Below are 18372 nucleotides of genomic sequence, written 5' to 3'. Positions count from 1 at the left end.
ATGATCTTATACAATCAAGATTCTTTATGAGTGTCTTTTCTGGCAGCGCCACCGCGTGGGCGCACTGCTGGCAGCATATTGCCGGTTACAGCGTAGTAAACCCGCTCTGCAATGTTGGTGGCGTGGTCACCAATACGTTCCAGGTTTTTCGCAACAAACAAAAGATGGATACATGGGCCGATCTTACGCGGATCTTCCATCATATACGTGACCAGTTCACGGAACATGGCTGTATATAGCTCATCCACAGCGGTATCTGCATTCCACACTTCCATAGCGCGGGTGCTGTCATTTTCCACCATGGCTTCAATGGCCTTGTGCAGATTTTCCTGAACAAGACGCGCCATTGCCCGTAACGGGCTAAAGGAAAACGCACCGTCCAGCGGCTCCACCTTCATGGCGCGGCGGGCAATACTAGAGGCGTAATCGCCAATGCGTTCCAAATCACCGCTCATTTTCAGAACGGCAACAATCATGCGCAAATCCACCGCCATTGGTGCGCGCAGAGCCAGAATGCGGATCGCCAGCATTTCTGCCTCACGCTCCAGCGCATCCACCTCTGTATCCAGTTCGGGTGGTTCAATAGCGGCTTCTTCGTCCTGATCCACTACTGCGGCAATGGCCTGCGCGGTCTGGCGTTCTACCAAGCCACCCATGCGGGCAACAATTCCACGCAGTCGATCAAGCTCCTGATCGTATCGGGTAACGGTATGTGCGGGTTCGTTTCCCATAACGTGTTCCTTTCTGCTTACCCAAAGCGGCCGGTAATATAATCCTGCGTCTGCTGTTCACGCGGGGTTGTGAACATGCGCGCTGTGCTGTCCACTTCAATCAGCTTGCCCATATAGAAAAATGCGACCTGATCCGCACACCGCGCAGCCTGCTGCATGTTGTGCGTTACAATAGCAATGGTGAACTCTGTTTTCAGTTCATCCAGCAACTCTTCAATACGGGCTGTAGAAACTGGATCCAACGCACTTGTGGGTTCATCCAGCAGAATAACTTCTGGCCGTACGGCAATCGTGCGGGCAATGCACAAACGCTGCTGCTGGCCGCCAGACATAGCCGTAGCAGAACTGCTGAGCCTGTCCTGCACCTCAGACCACAAAGCCACGCGCCGCAGAGCATCTTCTACCCGCCCATCCATTTCTGAACGGGAAACACGCTCATGCAGCCGAATGCCAAAAGCAATATTATCGTAAATGGACATGGGGAATGGTGTGGGTTTCTGGAACACCATGCCAATGCGTGAACGCAGCACGTTCAGGTCCACTCCGGCAGCCAGAATATTCTGGCCATCAAATATCACCTCGCCCGTGGCCTTTTGCCCCGGATACAGATCATACATCCGGTTCAGCACACGCAGCAGAGTAGATTTACCGCACCCTGAAGGGCCGATCATACCCGTTACGCTGCGTTCGGGAAAATTAAGAGAAATATCGTGCAGCGCGTGTGACTTGCCATAATAGAAATTCAGATCCCGCACTTGCAACGCAATCGGGCGGGCATCTTTTTCTGTCTCGGCAACAGTCACTGTCTGCTCTGCGGCAACGGTTTCCGTTTGGACCTCTATGCTCATGTCCGTCCTCCACGGGTTCCGACCCGCACCACAATATTAATAACCAACACACCGAGTGTAACCAGCAGCGCGCCTGTCCAAGCCTGCTGCATCCAATCCTGATAAGCTGAACCTGCATACTGGTAGATAGCCACAGGCAGGCTGGCCATGGGCCGGTTCATATCAACAGACCACTCAGAATTCCCCAGTGATGTAAACAGCAGCGGTGCTGTTTCACCCGCCACACGCGCCACAGCCAGCAGCACACCTGTAAGAATGCCGCCACGTGCTGCGCGCAGGCAGATAAACAGGATCACCCGCCATTTTGGAGCCCCTAGCGCAATACCGGCCTCACGCATGGCAACGGGCACCAGATAAAGCATATCTTCGGTTGTGCGCACCACAATCGGCATGGCCAGAATGGCAAGGGCCAGAGAGCCTGCATAACCAGAAAAATGTCCTAGCGGCGCCACCAGCACCATATAGATGAACAGGCCAATCAGAATGGATGGAGCAGAAAGCAGCATGTCAGAAACAAAGCGCACCGTGCGCGCCAGCACGCTGTTTGTTCCGTATTCTGCCAGATAAATACCTGTCAGCAGACCTGCTGGCGTGCCCAGCAGAATTGCCAGCCCGGTTTGCAAAATGCTGCCCATAATGGCATTGGCCAGGCCGCCATTCTGGCCCGGTGCGGCCATGGAATGTGTAAACAGGTTAATGCTTAGGCCAGCTAACCCGTTTTTAAACAGTGTCCATAAAATGGACCCCAGAACACACACAACAATCAGCATGGCCAACCAGCTCAGGCCGGTTGCCATTCTGTCGGTCACTTTCCTGCGCAACAGAAGCGAGGCAGAGCGATCGGACCGAAGCAGGGAACGTGATGTGGCCATCCTTAACCTCCCGCAGCTTTCTGCCCACGGGCCAGAAGCCAGCGGGAGAACCAGAGTGTCAGGAACGAAATCGCCATCAGAATAGCCCCCAGCGCCATAAGAGACGCCAGCTTCAGGCTCCCTGCCGGGCTTTCGGGAAATTCCAGAGCAATAAGAGAGGCAATAGTGTTGGCCGGTGCAAAAAGTGACCAACCAATATGGTTGCTATCCCCAATAACAAAGGTCACAGCCATTGTTTCACCCATGGCACGGCCCATGCCCAACACAACAGCGCCAATCACACCCTGCCGAGACCACGGAAGCACCACGTTGCGCATAACTTCCCAACGCGTTGCGCCCAACCCGTAGGCACTTTCACGCAATACCGTGGGCATGGAAACAAACACGTCCCGCATAACGGCGGTAATGGAAGGCGTAATCATAATCGCCAGAATAAGGCTGGCAGTGAACAGGCCGGTGCCAAACGGTGCGCCTGCCACAAGCGCGGAAAGCCCAGGCACATGCCCGAACAGATGCCGTGCTGTAGGCTGCACATAGTGGGCCACCAACGGCACCACCACAAAAAAGCCCCACATCCCGAAGATAATGGAAGGAACAGCAGCCAGAAGCTGCACAGCCATGCCAATAAAAGCTGCCGCTGCCGGAGGCGCAAGGGCTGCCAGCCAGAATGCAGTGCCAAAAGCCAATGGCACCGCCACAACAAGTGCCATCGCACTGCTGACAATGGTGCCAAAAACGGGTGCCGCTGCCCCAAAATGCTGGGTAACGGGGTTCCACACCGCAGATATAAGGAATTCAGGCCCAAACACAGCAAAGGCTTTCCAGCCTCCTACTGCCATCACACCAATAATGGCCCCTAGCACCACCAGAACACCAACACCGGTTGCTATCACCAGCATCCTGAAGAAAGGATCTGCTGTGCGAACACCTCCGGCTGGGTGGTTCTTTTTTGCTGCGGGCAGGGGCTGCCTTGCGGAAATTTCCATCTGCTCTCCGTTCCGAACGTCCGCCGGATGCGAGGAGGAATACTGAACGCCTCCGTCTCCTGCAACATAATCCCCGCAAGAAAGCTGGGTAAAAGCAGATTTGTCACAAAACTGTAGCAGGAAAAACCACTATCCGCGGTCTGGCCACAATCCCGGCCTGACAGAAGTTTCTTTGTAGTCTAATGTGCAGCCCCCATATATCTGGCGGAAGCCAGATTGCTCCGGAACCACACAGCAGACAGAAACCAGAGAGAAGACCCCACCATGGCCGGTTACAGATCCCGCACCACCACACACGGGCGCAACATGGCAGGCGCTCGCAGCCTGTGGCGTGCCACCGGGATGAAAGACTCCGATTTTGGCAAACCCATTATTGCGGTTGCCAACTCCTTTACCCAGTTTGTGCCCGGCCATGTGCATCTTAAGGATATGGGCCAGCTTGTGTGCCAATCCATTGCAGAAGCTGGTGGAATTGGCCGTGAGTTCAACACCATTGCGGTGGATGATGGCATTGCCATGGGCCACGGCGGCATGTTGTACAGCCTACCCTCGCGCGAGCTGATTGCCGATGCTGTGGAATATATGGTGAACGCACATTGCGCGGATGCATTGGTGTGTATCAGCAACTGCGATAAAATTACGCCGGGCATGCTTATGGCCGCCATGCGGTTGAATATTCCCACCATTTTTGTTTCCGGCGGCCCGATGGAAGCCGGGCGCGTAACATTGGCGGATATTGAACAGCGTGCAGACCTTGTGACCTCCATGGTTTCTGCTGCCAACCCGAATGTGAGCGATGCCGATTCGCTGGCTATTGAACGCTCAGCCTGCCCCACCTGTGGCTCCTGCTCTGGCATGTTCACGGCCAATTCCATGAACTGCCTGACCGAGGCACTGGGCCTCTCTCTGCCCGGCAATGGCAGCCTTGTGGCCACACATTCCGCACGCCGCGGCCTGTTTGTAGAAGCAGGCAAGCGTATTGTGGATATGGCCCGGCGTTATTATGAGCAGGACGATGCCTCCGTGCTGCCACGCAGCATTGCCACAATGGATGCGTTTGAAAACGCAATGTCCGTGGATATCGCCATGGGCGGCTCTACAAACACCGTACTGCACCTTCTGGCTTCCGCCCATGAAGGTGATGTGCCTTTTACAATGAAGGACATTGATCGCCTTTCCCGCAAGGTGCCGCATCTGTGCAAGGTTTCTCCTTCCCGCCCGGATGTGCATATGGAAGATGTGCACCGCGCTGGTGGTGTTCCGGCCATTATGGGTGAGCTGGATCGGCTTGGCCTGTTGCATCGCGATGTGCCCATGGTGCATGCCGCCAACTTGCCTGAAGCCCTGAAAAATTGGGATATCCGTGCACCGGGTGCTGAAACCAACACCATAGCACGAGACTTCTTCCGCGCCTCTCCGGGCGGGGTGCGCACCACAGAAGCATTCTCGCAGTCCAGCCAGTATCATGAACTGGATATGGATACGGAAAACGGTGCCATCCGTAACGGTGCACACGCGTATAATCAGGATGGTGGCTTGGCTGTTCTGTACGGCAATCTGGCCGAAGATGGCGCTATTGTTAAAACGGCAGGCGTTGCCGCTGGCTTGGAAACATTTTCTGGTCCGGCACGTATTTTTGAAAGCCAGGATGCCGCTGTTTCCGCCATTTTGGGCGACAAGATCAAACCCGGTGATGTGGTGTTGATCCGCTACGAAGGCCCCAAAGGCGGCCCCGGCATGCAGGAAATGCTCTACCCTACCAGCTATCTGAAATCCAAAGGGCTGGCTGAAAAATGCGCCCTCATTACAGATGGTCGCTTTTCGGGCGGAAGCTCCGGCCTGTCTATTGGCCATATCTCCCCTGAAGCAGCCGAAGGCGGGGTTATCGGTTTGGTAGAGGAAGGCGATACTATTGAAATTGATATCCCCAACCGCAAACTGGCTGTAGCTGTGCCGGAAAGCGAGTTGTCTGACCGCCGGGCACGTATGGATGATCTGGGTGATCAGGCATGGCAGCCTAAGCGTGACCGTGTGGTTTCCAACGCCCTGAAGGCCTATGCGGCCCTGACCACCAGCGCGGCCCGTGGCGCCGTAAGAGACGTAAGCCAGCTTACGCGGCGGACACCGCGTTAATACGCAGCTTTTCAGCACATTAAGCAACAAAAAGCCCCGGTGGAAAAAATCCACCGGGGCTTTTTGTTGCCGTTTCATCCAGACCGGATATCACCTCAAAAAGATGATATCCACGCAGATAAACTCTTACTGGCCAGCTGCTGCCGGAGCTTCAAGCGGAGCTGCAGGAGGAGCTGCCTGTGTTGCTGGGGCTGCTACGCTATCACCACCCGGAGCGGCAAGCTGCGGCCCATTGGTGGGCGGCTGGGGCACGTTTTCATTGGTGATGACGTAAGAAATGGATTCCGCACGTGTAATATCCACCACGTCACCAATTTTCAGAGTCGCCAGAAAATCCTGCATAGCCTGCGTACGCAAAACGGCAACATGCAGTGCGCCATCGTCCGTTACAAAGGAAGCTGTGTGGGTTTTCAGGTCAATCGCCTTAATGGTGCCACGTTCACGATTGAAAGCTGCAATAACACCACGCGGATGGCCATGCGCATAACCACGGGCAGTTGTTAGTGTGGATTCGGGCAGCGGGCTATCTGGGGGGGCCATCTGGGCACCCAGTGTTTCCACAAAGCGAATTTTGAGGTGATCACCTTCATGCAGATGCGGCAGATCACGCACAGCACTACCATATTCAATAGTGATCAGATGCCCATTGCCTTCACGCAGCAGCACTTCACGCGCATCACGGTCCACTGTTTCAACCACAGCGGTTGCGGTCTGGTTTTTCAAAAGCACGGAAGCCTGAGCATGAGCTGCGGAAGGAGCAGCAGCCAAGCCAGCTACAGCGAGCGTGCACACGGCCACAGAACCTGTGACCAAAGAAGACATACGGGAAACGAGAGGATGCAACGCTCTTAATCCTTTCCAACATCAGTCTGATGCAGCCATGCGCCAGACACTGGGTTATTTTAATGCCCGTGATACAATGGTTTCACCATAACACAAGCCATGACGCCATGTTATGGGGTCTGACAACGACGCGATCAGAAAACAGAAAGCCCGTCTGGCAGACCAGACGGGCTTTGCTGCATGAAATCTGCAAGAAGCAAATTTTATGCGCAGGACTTCTTCTTACGCAGAAAATACACCACTGTTGCAATCAGTCCGGCAACCAGAAGGCCACGCACACACGGAGATTTCGGGCACTTAACCGCACACTTGGACATGTTTTGTTATCCTTGATCTATTCCGCCCGTTACAATCAGGCAGATAAGTTATCCTACCCTATACGGGCCTGCACGTCATGCCATTGAAACAGATGTTGGCACATGTTCATGACAGCTGCGCAAAAATCTAGACTGTCAGAATCGTACTACCTGTTGTGCTGCGCGATTCCAGCGCCCTATGCGCTTGCTCGGCTTCTGCAAGTGGGAAGCGTTGGCCAATTGCTGGCTTCAACACCCCCTGCTCTACCATTGCAAACAGTTCCTGCGCCCCAGACTCCAGCTCCTTGCGGTCTGCAATATATGTCATCAAAGATGGGCGTGTCAGATACAAGCTTCCATGGGCACTTAAGGTACCTACAGACACCCCGGTAACCGGCCCGGATGCATTACCATAACTGACCATAAGCCCACGTGGCGCAAGACAGTTCAGGCTGGTTTCAAAAGTATCCCGCCCAATGCTGTCATATACAACGGGTACCATTTTCCCGTCAGTCAATGCCCGTATCCGGGCAGGTAAATCTGATATGCCAATAACAACATCTGCCGCACCGCAAGCCTTGGCAATAGCCGCTTTTTCCTCTGTAGAGGTTACGCCTATCACCCGCACACCCAGATGCCGCGCCCACTGGCATACAAGCTGCCCAACACCCCCTGCCGGGGCATAAACCAAAATATCCTGTCCTGTACGAACCTGATAAACTTGGCGCAACAACATATGGGCCGTAAGGCCACGTAAGGTAACTGCCGCAGCAATCTCAAATGGAATAGCATCTGGCAGCACCACCAGCCTGTCTGCTGCAATGGTGCGATAACGGGCATAAGCCCCCAAAGCTCCGGCGTAAGCAACCCGCATACCGGGCCGAAGGTGTTGTACCCCTTCACCCACTTTTTCCACCACGCCTGCGCCCTCATTCCCGGGAATGGCTGGCAAAGTTGGAAACGGGTACAGACCGGAACGGAAATAGGTATCTATAAAATTAACACCTATGGCTTCCTGCCGTAGCAGCACTTCCCCTTTTTGAGGCTGGGGAACAGGAAGCGTTTCAACACGCAATACATCTGGTGGCCCTGTGTGATGTACACGCACAACTGTGTTGAGATCACTTGCCATTTCTTGCCTCATTTTCCACTGCCCGCTGCATGCCCCTCCGTCATGTTTCCAAGCAACACAGCGGCCAATAAGTTTACAGCGTTCCAGACATGCAGGGCCTGCCTTCCTGAAAATCAGGGGCGGTCTGCGTCATCCTCACCCAGAAAACTGATAATATGCTTCAGATCCGTCAGCAGGATTCCCACAACAAAACGTATGATGGGGTCTGCCGTTTCATCTTCTGCTGGAAGGGCAGAAATAACTTCTGCCGCCACACGGCTATCATCACCTGAACGGGCAGTGGCTTCATCATTGCAGCGCTGAATAACCCATTGGAACCCACGCAGCAGGCCAGCACTAATGGTGGCCACCTGTTGTGGAGGGATAGTGGACCCTGAATGTGGAAAACGCAGCATGGCGCGCGCTACCACCAATGCATCCATCTGCAATTGCCGCACTTCCTTGGGCAGTTGCGCAAGCATGGGGTCTCGTTGCTCCAACGGTTTCCAGTGTTCGCGCCGCGCCTCTTCCAACGCGGCCTGAACCTTGCGCAACGATGCCGCGCAATCATCATTCATGTCCTGAATGGTCACCCAGTCTGTATCTCCAGAGCGGGCTTTTTGCAGCATGGCTACAATTTGCGTCACCGTTTCCGCAGCGTTGCGAAAGGCATCTCGTCGTGCCTGCTCATGCAGCACAACGTAAGTAACCAGTGTGGAAACACCTACCCCGATCAGAATAGCCAACACGCGCTCGATAGGCCGGAGGTAAGGATCTCCTTCTGAAGGAAACAAAGTGGCAATCATAAGCGTAACCACGCCCATGCGTGCTGCGGGCTTCCAACTGACCAACACAGCCAGTGGAATAAAGGCGATTGCAAAGGCCTCCCATAATGGCCAACGCAAAAACATCATCAGCGTAATGGGTACAATACTGGCAACCGCTCCAATCAGGGTGCCAACAATCTGATCCCGCCCTTTGGAAATAGTGTCCGTAATGCTGTTTTGCGTGACAATGACGGAGGTAATAATGGCCCAACCCGGCTCCTGCAGATTGGTAAGCCACACCATAAAGCCAGAAAGACCAACGGCACTCAGCAGCCGTACGGTCTGCCGCGCCACAGCATTGTTCAGCCATGGCGCCTGAATAGAAAATGGAACCATTTATTGAGACGTATCTTCACCCGTTAGGGAAAACGGAATCCAGCGCAAACCATCCGAATCATGCACAAGCAGCAGCACTGAACGCTTTTTGTCCTTTTTGGCTGCTTCAATCCGTTTTTTCAGGTCTGCTGGCGTATTTACTTCTGCCTGCTGCACTTCGGTAATCACATCTCCGGGCTTTAACCCTCGGTCTGCTGCAAGACCATCATCCTGCACCGATGTCACCAGCACCCCTTTCTGATTTGCAGACAGGCCGTATTTCTGCCGGGCTGCTGTATCAATCACACCAACAGAAAAACCAAAATCTGCAAAACTGACAGTTTCCTTGGTTTTAGATGGGGCCGCTGGTTTCTGCGGCGTATCAGCCGCAGGTTCTGGCAATGCTGCAATAGTTACAGGCAGATCCAAGATTTTACCGTGCCGCCATACGCCAAGATGGGCCACACTGCCTACCGGCAGTTGGGCAGAAAGGCGTGGCAATGCCTTGCCTTCAATCGGCTGCGCATTCAGCGCCTGAATAACATCGCCGGTCTGCAAGCCTGCTTTGGCAGCGGGGCCATTTTTTTCCACCCCAGCTACCAAGGCGCCGCGTGCAGGCGTAAGCCCCAGACCATCCGCAATATCCTGCGTAACATTCTGAATTCTCACACCCAGCCATCCGCGTGAAACCTTGCCGGTTTTACGCAGTTGCTCGACCACATTGCGGGCCTCGTTGGAAGGAATGGCAAACCCAATACCAACAGATCCGCCGGAGGGCGAATAAATGGCTGTATTTACGCCAATAACCTGCCCATTCATATCAAACAGCGGGCCGCCGGAATTGCCTTTGTTGATAGGCGCATCTGTCTGGATGAAATCATCATACGGGCCTTGGTCAATATTGCGCCCGCGTGAGGAAATAATACCTGCCGTAACCGTGCCAGACAAACCAAACGGATTGCCAATAGCCAGCACCCAATCCCCCACCCTGTGGCTATCACTATTACCAAACTGCACAAAAGGCAGAGGCTTTTTGCTTTCTACCTTCAGCAGCGCCAGATCTGTTCTATCATCATGCCCAACAGCCTTGGCCGTTAGTACCGTGTTATCCTGCAAGGTAACCGTAATACGGTCTGCCTTACGGATAACGTGGTTGTTGGTCACGATGTACCCGGTAGGATCAATAATAAAGCCAGACCCCAATGCCTGCATCCGCCGTGGCGGCGCATCTGGCTCGGTCTGCCTGTTCATGAAATCATGAAAGAACTTCTCAAACGGAGAGCCCTGCGGAAAATTGGGCATCTGTGGCAGTTGGTCATCTTCATCATCATCGTCCGAATCTGCCCGCACTGTCTGGGTGGTGGAAACATTCACCACAGCAGGCAAAAGCTTTGCCGCCAGATCTGCAAAGCTTTCCGGCACGCGCTGCGCAACCACTACAGGTGGTGCAGCCGTGGAAGCCTGATCTGCCTGCGCAGGATGCACAAAGCTTGCCCCCGCCAGCAAAAGACCAGACAGAGAAAAAACACGGGCAAAACGGGCAGATATACGCATGAAGAAACAGTCTTTCTGTCAGACAGCGGCAGGAAAGTATATTGTGAGTTTATGGCATGAACATACTGAAAGGTCAGCCCGATTTACACATGCGGTTTTTTGTTCTGCCCATATCAACCCAATTTGAAGCCGTTATTCCGCCGCCAAATCCAACACCCACTGAGCCACGGCCTCACCTAACAGGCGGTAGCCCGTATCCCCCATATGAATGCCATCGGGGGAAAGGTCTTCCCGCCCTAAACCGTATGTTTTGCTCCACAGCTTCATCAGCTCAAAACGCGGGAACACGGGCATTTCCAGTTCCTGCCCCAGCGCATGCACCGATGCCTGAAAAGCCGGTGCCACGGGGCATTCATCCAACAAACGGCACCATTGCAAATCCATAAGCGCAACATCTGCTCCATTTTTGCGCAGGGCAAGCAGATCATCCCGCGTTATCTGTTCAAAATCTGTCAGATTTACGCCTGTCAGCGGATCATTTACACCGCCTTGCCAAATTACAAGATCTGCCTTGTCTGCCAGAACCTGTGCCAGCCGTGCATGCATCTGCACGGCCCCTTGCCCACCAATACCGCGATTGATGACTTCCAGCTTATCAGGCACCGCAGCGCGCATTTTTTGCTCAAAAATACCTGCGTAACTGGCAGCGAGTGATGAGGCTCCTACCCCTTCTGTGGAGGAAGATCCAAACAACGTCATTCTTACTGGCTTTTTGTGCCGCAAAAGCTGGGCCACATGCGGTAGGGAAGAAGCCTTGGTTAAGGACATGGTGTTTCCTTCACAATAATCGCTGGCGCTGTCTTACTTACTGGCAGCCAATGCAGCCCGTTGGCGTGTACGGCGGGCATCCAGCCAAGCGGCCAGCCAGAACAACACAGCCAGCCCCACAATGTTGACCGCCACCTGCAAGCCCCAACCTTCACCAAACGTGCTAAAAATGAGCCGTGCGTACAGATCCAGCACCGTGCCCACCACAAAGATTTCTAAGGAATGACGGCCAACCCGTGCCAGAATTTGCCCCAGCTTGCTTTCCGCCGCCCACTGCCGCGCTTTATCTGAGGACTGAACCAGATAAAAAATGGCCACAACATCCAGCAGACGAAACGGAGAAAGCCATGTTTTGGCAGGCGCTATGGAATCTCCAAACGGACGGAAATCTGGCAGCCCCCACAATGTCCACGGAAAAGCCTGAATGGCAGAAAACACCAGATACAACACGCTGGCTATCACCAGTAACCGCTTCTGCGGCAGATCACCCCCACGCCGTTCGGTTTCGGCAGAGGCCGTAAGACCCAGCGCAAACAGAAACTGCCATGCAAACGGGTTGAAGTACCACCCATCCGGGTCCAGCCAGTTAGGAAAGTTTATTTCCGGATCAAAATTGACGAACAACCATACGGCACCAGAAAGCACGAGTGCGAGCGAGCGATGCACACGCATTAGCACATAAAAAAGCGGGAACCCGCCCAGCAGAACAATATAAAGAGGCAAAATGTTAAGGTTGCTGGGCAAGGCATCAAACATCATCACACGCCAGACCCAGCCCATGCCATGTGCCAGTTCAGGCTCCAGATAATCAACTGAAACCGGAGTGAAATGACGCCATGCCCTTACGGTGAAGACATAAGCCGCCACCATAATAGTTTGGCCAATATAAAGCTGCACACACCGGCGGAAAATCCGCTTTAGAATTGTGGGTACACCGTATTTTCTAAAGCCACGCCCATATGCCAACCACGATGCATACCCTGCAAGCAGCACAAATACTTCCGCCGCATCTGCAAACCCGACATTGCGCATGGTAAAACGGTTGAGCAGGTTTTGAGGGATATGGTCTATAAACATCATCAGCAGCGCCACACCACGCATGGCATCAATCCGATGATCTCGCCCTCGGCCCGCAACAGGTTTGGGTGGCTGTGCAGAAACAACACCAGATCCTGAAGTTTTTTCAGCCTGTGAGGTCATTTTGTCCACCCGGCCATCCGCCACTGCATTTACCATGTGCGTCATCTACCGGCCTCATCTGTTCTGTGCCAGAAAAAATCTGTCACACGCAGGAAACACGCTAAGCCTGCACACCACCCCGCGCAGCCCTGCCTCTTGACGGCAAGCCATGCTTGCTGTTGCCAACACATCAAACCTCATCACCTTCAACAGGAGCAAAATTGTGGCCCAGCCTCCCTCCATTTCCTCTCAGGACATCGCGCGCGTTCTGGAAAATGTAAAAGACCCACAAACGGGCAAAAACCTGCTGGCTTATGGGCATCTGGAAGGCTGTTCACTCACAGAAGGTAAACTTTCTGTGGCCTTTGCTGTCGCGCGCGAACACGCCCAAACAATTTCTGCTTTATGTGATGGTGCAGCCCGCCAACTAGAAACACTCCCGGGTGTGCAAAGTGCAAGCATCATTCTCACCGCACATCGCCCCGCCGGAGCAGCAGCCAAACCCAAATCAGCATCTGGCGGACATCGCCCTTTAGGGGGCACGGCACCGGCTGATGGCAATGCCCCCATTCTTCCCGGTGTAAAAACCATTATTGCCGTAGCTTCAGGCAAAGGCGGTGTGGGCAAATCCACCACTGCAACCAATCTGGCTGTTGGGCTTGGTTTAGAAGGCCTGAAAGTTGGTCTGCTGGATGCCGATATTCATGGTCCTTCCCTGCACCGCATGTTGGGCGCAAGGGGCAAGCCTGAAGTTGTAGATGGCAAGCTGCAACCCGTTGAAGCATGGGGCATCAAGGCTGTTTCCCTCGGCATGCTGGTAGATGAAAAGGCCGCCATGATCTGGCGAGGCCCCATGGTGATGGGCGCCATCAACCAACTGCTGACAGATGTGACATGGGGAAATCTGGATGTGATGGTGGTGGATCTTCCACCCGGCACTGGGGATGCGCAGCTCTCTCTTACGCAAAAAGTGCCTCTAACTGGGGCTGTTATTGTTTCCACTCCGCAGGATATCGCGCTGATTGATGCGCGCCGTGGGGTGACAATGTTTGAAAAAGTAAATGTGCCCGTATTGGGGCTAATTGAAAATATGTCCTATTTCTGCTGCCCGAACTGTGGACACAACACAGAACTATTCGGCCACGGCGGCGCCAAAAAAGAAGCCGAAGCCATGGGCGTGCCTTTCCTTGGGGAAGTTCCTCTACTGGCAGACATTCGCGCCAGCGGAGACAAAGGCGTGCCTGGCATTATTGAAAACCCAGAGGGTGAAGGCGCCAAAGCGTGGCGCCACATTGCACATACAGTTGCAGAAATGCTGCGACCACAGATACAAAAGTAAACAGTTTAAAAAACAGAAACCGGCCTTTCCGTTAAGCTAAGAGAATGGCCGGTTTTTCTATAAACCCAGCAAACAGTTTATTTGGATTTCGGCTTATGTGCCGGAGATGTTTTTGAACCTTTCTTGAAAAAAGCCCGGCACTTGGGGCTAAGCTTATCCTGCTTACGTTCCATACATGCTGTAATTTTCTTTTCATTGGGAATAGCCAGAGCACAAAGGCGCACAGCATCCCCTTTACAGGCTTCTGTCTGCTTATCCCGCAATGTGTCTGCATGAACGGGATATGCCAGCCCGATCATGGCCACACCAGAGAATACCATAGAGATACGCCGCATAAAATTTGTCATTCTATACTCCATTAAATTTCAGAATTTTCCAGGCACTTGTAACATGCCGAGATTAAGGATTTGTACATTTAAAAATACTCACAAACCCAAGCAGGTTGAAAGACATATCCTTACCTGCCCCGTTGCATGACATCCTTACGGACCAAGCTGAGGGCAGATATTTTTCATTCCACCTTGCGCATGATCACAGAATTGAAAATGCCAATTATCTTTGGTGGCTGGAGCATTCAAAAACAGAACACCCCACACAACTACAAGCGCTACGGCAATAACTACAAAAGGCCACAGTGGCGGCAAACGCCCTGCCTTCAAAGATTTCCGTAGCGTTGTACTTTGCTGGCCTTCCTGCACAATCTGCTCAAAGAACGGTGTTCCCCCCTTTGATGCATCTGTATCGTCCGGCGTGTTTATCATGATCAGGATAACACTCTAGCAATCAGCCTTTCAAACTGGCCAGCATTTCATCCCATTCACGGCGGCTAAGGCCAGAACCTTTCTGCTCCACCGTTTCTCCAGCCAGCATACGGCGCAAAACCTGCATCATTGTTGCCGAGAACGTGACAGCACCACGGCGATATTCTTCAAAGGCGCTGGCCGTTACCGGCACCCATGCATGCAGAATTTTCAGCATGATTTCTGCATAAACACGGATTTCATACTGCGCATGCGGGTCTATCCGCAGGGCCAGAAAGTGCATAAGGTTATGGAGGTCTATTTTCCAATACCACTGGGTATAGGTGTTCAGGGTCAGATTGATACGCCCCAGTTCACGCGCCAGACCGTATCCATTTTCTGCATCCAGCATTTTTTCGTAATCACGATAGGTGCGCATGGCATCATCACGCAGGATATCCAAAACTTCCGCTGCCTGCTCTGGAGCCAGAATCTGCCCTCGGCCCTGCCGGTTTACTTCGCTTTGGGCGGCCATATGCTCTGGCGCAGGCAGGTAAAATTCACTGTCCAGAATGGAATAGCGTGCCGAATATTCATTCACGCTGGCCATACGATGGCGAATCCACTGCCGCGCCACAAAAATCGGCAGTTTGACGTGAAATTTCATCTCACACATTTCAAACGGTGAGGAATGGCGATGGCGCATCAGATACCGGATCAGCCCCGCATCTTCTGAAACCTTGCGGGTGCCCCGGCCGTACGAAACGCGCGCAGCCTGCACAATGGCAGCATCGTCCCCCATATAATCAATAACGCGCAGGAACCCATGGTCCAGCACTTCCTGCGGCTCATACAGCATGGCTTCCAGCGCCGGCACGGTGGGCCTGCGCGTGGCAAAGGTTTCCTGCCCGTGAGCTGCGATTTCCGCCCGCTGTTCTTCCGTAAGTGCCATGCCGCTTTGTTCCTAACCGTGGTCTAAATTTAGACTTCCATACTCCATAGAGCACCATGGATGCTACTGTCGCACGCTGTAATTTTCTTACCACAAACACCTTGCGCACCCCTGCGCACCTGCCTATGTTTGGTGTGTCGGAAGTTCACTTCCGACTATGGCAATAAACGGGGTATGGAATAGGCGTAGTGGACCCGGGGGCGGTACCCGGCGTCTCCACCAATCATTCAGCCTGTAAAGGTTTGGACAGATGGGGACGAAATAGGCTCGACACGCGCAGTAAAGATATTCTTTTTGCCCGGTATTGTACCACCGTTATCGGGCTATTTCTACAAGTGCCAATGATAACACTGAGGTGCTCGCTGTCGCTGCATAAGCGATAAGCGCGGTTCGGGAGGGCACCGGGCAACAGAAGCCCTCCCACCTCATTCCCCAGTTCAGTTCTGCTTCAAACACCACGGCTTGCATGGCTGGTGTTGCAACAAACATGCCCGGCGTGCTTGCGCTTGCGTGATCTTTCGCGCATCCCTGCGTTATATAGATATCGATCAAAAAGCCGGGGTCTCCCCGGTGGCGGCAAGGAGCAAATGATATGGCTGATGACCACGACCCCACACAGGACGAATCCCTTTTCCCGGCCACCAGCCTGCTGCCTTATGAACGCTGGCTGAACGATGCCTCACGCAGCGTGATGCTGAATGCGCTCGAACATGTGAGCCGCGAAGGGCTTGCAGGAGAGCACCATTTCTATCTGACTTTCCTTACGGATTTTCCCGGCGTGGATATTCCTGCCCGACTTCGCGCCCAGTATCCGCATGAAATGACCATCGTGCTCCAGCACCAGTTCTGGGATCTGAAGGTGGACCGGGCAGCCAAAACTGTTTCTGTCGGCCTTTCCTTTGGGGGTGTTGGCTCCATACTGGTTATTCCCGTGCAGGCCATTACTGGGTTTGCTGATCCTGCCATAAGGTTCAGCCTGCATTTTGCTGCCATGGAGCCAACGGAGGAACCCACACCGGAAGAACCCACCACTGGCCAGCCCGAACAGGACGGGCCGGAGGAAAGCGACTCGTCCTCACAGGTCGTGAGTCTTGACGCTTTCCGCAAGAAAGGACCATCACCCGCCTGAAGCCCCGGCGCAAACGGGGCCAGGTTGACGGAGAAGACACGAAGAAATGACCAGCCAGCCCCCTCGCCCCCCGGTGCCGGAATTTGCCTATTCTCCCCTATTCCCGATGGGAGAGGATAAAACCACCTATCGCAAGCTGGATCTTGCAGGTGTGAGCACATCACAGTGCGGTGGCAAAACCGTGCTGCATGTTACCCCCGAATCCCTTACAGAACTGACAGCGCAGGCTTTTCATGAAGTGGCGCATTTTCTGCGGCCAGCACATCTGGCTCAGCTTGCTTCCATTCTGAAAGACCCCGAAGCTTCAGATAATGATCGCTTTGTGGCGCTTGATCTGCTGAAAAACGCCTGCATTGCGGCAGGTGGCGTGCTGCCCATGTGTCAGGACACTGGCACCGCTATTGTGTTCGGCAAAAAGGGCCAGCGCGTCTGGGTGGAAGGGAACGAGGAAGTTGCCTTCTCCAAGGGTGTGTACGAAACCTATACACGCACCAATCTGCGCTATTCCCAGATGGCGCCGCTAACGATGTTTGATGAAAAAAACACCGGCACCAACCTGCCCGTTCAGTGCGATCTTTTTGCCAGCCCCGCTGGTGAGCACGATGAGCAGATGGATCTGATGTTCGTGGCCAAGGGGGGTGGCTCTGCTAACAAAACCTTCTTGTTCCAAGAAACGCGCGCCCTGCTGGGGTCTGAACAGCAGCTGCTGGATTGGCTGGACACCAAAATCAAGACGCTTGGCACATCTGCTTGCCCGCCGTACCATCTGGCCATTGTTATTGGCGGTATGTCTGCCGAACAGACACTCAAAACAGTTAAGCTGGCTTCCACCCACTGGTACGATTCCCTTCCGACCAAAGGGGATATGACCGGCCACGCCTTCCGTGATGTTGAGATGGAACAGAAGGTGCTGGAACTTACCCGCAAGTTGGGCATTGGCGCACAGTTTGGCGGCAAATATTTCTGCCACGATGTGCGCGTTATCCGCCTGCCCCGGCACGGTGCATCTTTGCCTGTTGGCATTGGCGTTTCCTGTTCAGCAGATCGGCAAATCAAGGCACGCGTTACAGCCGAAGGTTTCTTTTTAGAACAGTTGGAGCATGACCCTGCCCGCTTCCTGCCTGAAACCACAGATGAACATCTGGAAGGCGAAGCCATCAAAATCGACCTGAATCGGCCGATGGATGAAATCCGCAAGGAGCTTTCCAAATATCCCGTCAAAACCCGTTTGGCTCTTACGGGTACCGTGGTGGTTGCGCGTGATATTGCCCATGCCAAATTCCGCGAACGCCTGCAAAAAGGCGAAGGCCTGCCGCAGTATTTAAAAGATCATCCCGTTTATTACGCAGGACCGGCCAAAACGCCGGCTGGCATGCCTACAGGCTCCTTTGGCCCCACAACTGCTGGCCGTATGGATTCTTACGTAGCAGAACTTCAGGCCAATGGCGGTTCCTACGTCATGCTGGCTAAAGGCAACCGCTCCAAGGCTGTAAAGGATGCCTGCCAGAAATATGGTGGCTTCTATCTGGGATCTGTCGGCGGCCCTGCCGCACGCTTGGCCAAAGACTGCATCCGCAAAGTAGAAGTGCTGGAATACCCCGAACTGGGCATGGAAGCTGTCTGGAAAATTGAAGTAGAAGATTTTCCTGCGTTTATTGTTATTGATGATAAGGGCAACGACTTCTACGCTGAGCTGTAAGACAGCAGCCTTGGCCCCTTTGCTGCAAAGGGGCCAACAGCAAGGGAGCG

Annotated in this window: 17 protein-coding genes and 1 other RNA gene; 5 read left to right on the top strand and 13 right to left on the bottom strand. The window is 53.7% G+C overall.

Annotated features, from left to right (window positions below):
- Positions 1-14: 14 nt before the first annotated feature.
- From phoU to pstC, 4 genes are read right to left on the bottom strand one after another with little or no spacing between them, the layout of a single operon-like run.
- On the bottom strand, positions 15-731 hold the full coding sequence (gene phoU / locus ACP7IZ_RS09740; RefSeq protein WP_006115060.1) for a phosphate signaling complex protein PhoU: 717 nt from the start codon (positions 729-731) through the stop codon (positions 15-17).
- Positions 732-748: 17 nt separating this feature from the next.
- Entirely contained in the window at positions 749-1579 is an 831-nt protein-coding gene (gene pstB, locus ACP7IZ_RS09735; protein ID WP_063354700.1) for a phosphate ABC transporter ATP-binding protein PstB, read from the bottom strand.
- On the bottom strand, positions 1576-2451 hold the full coding sequence (pstA, locus tag ACP7IZ_RS09730) for a phosphate ABC transporter permease PstA (protein WP_426848941.1): 876 nt from the start codon (positions 2449-2451) through the stop codon (positions 1576-1578). Before pstA ends, pstB begins: the two co-directional genes overlap by 4 nt.
- Before the next feature lie 2 nt (positions 2452-2453).
- Positions 2454-3437, bottom strand: coding sequence for a phosphate ABC transporter permease subunit PstC (gene pstC, locus ACP7IZ_RS09725; protein WP_006115063.1), 984 nt, complete (start codon positions 3435-3437; stop codon positions 2454-2456).
- A gap of 264 nt (positions 3438-3701) precedes the next feature.
- Here pstC and ilvD point away from each other — a divergent pair, with 264 nt between their 5' ends.
- Positions 3702-5570 carry a dihydroxy-acid dehydratase gene (ilvD, locus tag ACP7IZ_RS09720; RefSeq protein WP_426848940.1) on the top strand — a complete coding sequence of 623 codons (1869 nt, stop codon included), beginning with the start codon at positions 3702-3704 and terminating at the stop codon, positions 5568-5570.
- A 126-nt stretch (positions 5571-5696) separates the two neighbouring features.
- On the opposite strand, the gene ACP7IZ_RS09715 is transcribed toward ilvD, so the two are convergent.
- The 6 genes from ACP7IZ_RS09715 to ACP7IZ_RS09690 form a co-directional block, all read right to left on the bottom strand.
- Positions 5697-6392 (bottom strand): hypothetical protein, encoded by a 696-nt coding sequence (locus ACP7IZ_RS09715; protein ID WP_426848984.1) that lies wholly within the window; start codon positions 6390-6392, stop codon positions 5697-5699.
- Between the two features lie 465 nt (positions 6393-6857).
- Positions 6858-7853 carry a quinone oxidoreductase family protein gene (locus tag ACP7IZ_RS09710; RefSeq protein WP_426848939.1) on the bottom strand — a complete coding sequence of 332 codons (996 nt, stop codon included), beginning with the start codon at positions 7851-7853 and terminating at the stop codon, positions 6858-6860.
- Positions 7854-7954: 101 nt separating this feature from the next.
- On the bottom strand, positions 7955-8983 hold the full coding sequence (locus tag ACP7IZ_RS09705; protein WP_426848938.1) for an FUSC family protein: 1029 nt from the start codon (positions 8981-8983) through the stop codon (positions 7955-7957).
- Entirely contained in the window at positions 8984-10516 is a 1533-nt protein-coding gene (locus ACP7IZ_RS09700) for a DegQ family serine endoprotease (RefSeq protein WP_426848937.1), read from the bottom strand.
- Positions 10517-10648: 132 nt separating this feature from the next.
- Complete coding sequence (locus tag ACP7IZ_RS09695; protein ID WP_426848936.1) at positions 10649-11284, bottom strand: SGNH/GDSL hydrolase family protein; 636 nt, start codon at positions 11282-11284, stop codon at positions 10649-10651.
- Between the two features lie 33 nt (positions 11285-11317).
- Complete coding sequence (locus ACP7IZ_RS09690; RefSeq protein WP_426848935.1) at positions 11318-12529, bottom strand: OpgC family protein; 1212 nt, start codon at positions 12527-12529, stop codon at positions 11318-11320.
- Between the two features lie 157 nt (positions 12530-12686).
- Between ACP7IZ_RS09690 and ACP7IZ_RS09685 the strand changes: the two genes are divergently transcribed.
- Positions 12687-13802: an Mrp/NBP35 family ATP-binding protein gene (locus tag ACP7IZ_RS09685; protein WP_426848933.1), complete on the top strand. Its 1116-nt coding sequence runs from the start codon at positions 12687-12689 to the stop codon at positions 13800-13802.
- A 77-nt stretch (positions 13803-13879) separates the two neighbouring features.
- On the opposite strand, the gene ACP7IZ_RS09680 is transcribed toward ACP7IZ_RS09685, so the two are convergent.
- The 3 genes from ACP7IZ_RS09680 to thyX form a co-directional block, all read right to left on the bottom strand.
- The gene (locus ACP7IZ_RS09680; RefSeq protein WP_426848932.1) at positions 13880-14161 is read right to left on the bottom strand and encodes a hypothetical protein; all 282 of its coding nucleotides are present in this window, start codon (positions 14159-14161) and stop codon (positions 13880-13882) included.
- Between the two features lie 123 nt (positions 14162-14284).
- A complete protein-coding gene (locus ACP7IZ_RS09675; protein ID WP_426848931.1) occupies positions 14285-14563 on the bottom strand; it encodes a hypothetical protein in 279 nt (92 codons plus the stop codon).
- Positions 14564-14585: 22 nt separating this feature from the next.
- Entirely contained in the window at positions 14586-15494 is a 909-nt protein-coding gene (gene thyX, locus ACP7IZ_RS09670; RefSeq protein ID WP_426848930.1) for an FAD-dependent thymidylate synthase, read from the bottom strand.
- 97 nt (positions 15495-15591) lie between these two features.
- On the opposite strand from thyX, the gene ssrA reads away from it, so the two are divergent.
- The 3 genes from ssrA to ACP7IZ_RS09655 all read left to right on the top strand — a co-directional run bounded on the left by ssrA (position 15592) and on the right by ACP7IZ_RS09655 (position 18322).
- Positions 15592-15917: a transfer-messenger RNA gene (ssrA, locus tag ACP7IZ_RS09665) on the top strand.
- 169 nt (positions 15918-16086) lie between these two features.
- On the top strand, positions 16087-16623 hold the full coding sequence (locus tag ACP7IZ_RS09660) for an SspB family protein (RefSeq protein WP_426848929.1): 537 nt from the start codon (positions 16087-16089) through the stop codon (positions 16621-16623).
- Positions 16624-16669: 46 nt separating this feature from the next.
- On the top strand, positions 16670-18322 hold the full coding sequence (locus tag ACP7IZ_RS09655; protein ID WP_426848928.1) for a fumarate hydratase: 1653 nt from the start codon (positions 16670-16672) through the stop codon (positions 18320-18322).
- Positions 18323-18372 lie beyond the last annotated feature (50 nt).

It is taken from the genome of Acetobacter sp. AAB5, assembly GCF_050106715.1.
GTDB classification, from domain to species: Bacteria; Pseudomonadota; Alphaproteobacteria; order Acetobacterales; family Acetobacteraceae; genus Acetobacter; species Acetobacter oryzifermentans.
Note: the sequence above shows the minus strand (reverse complement) of the source record. Positions and strands in the feature narration are given on the sequence as shown.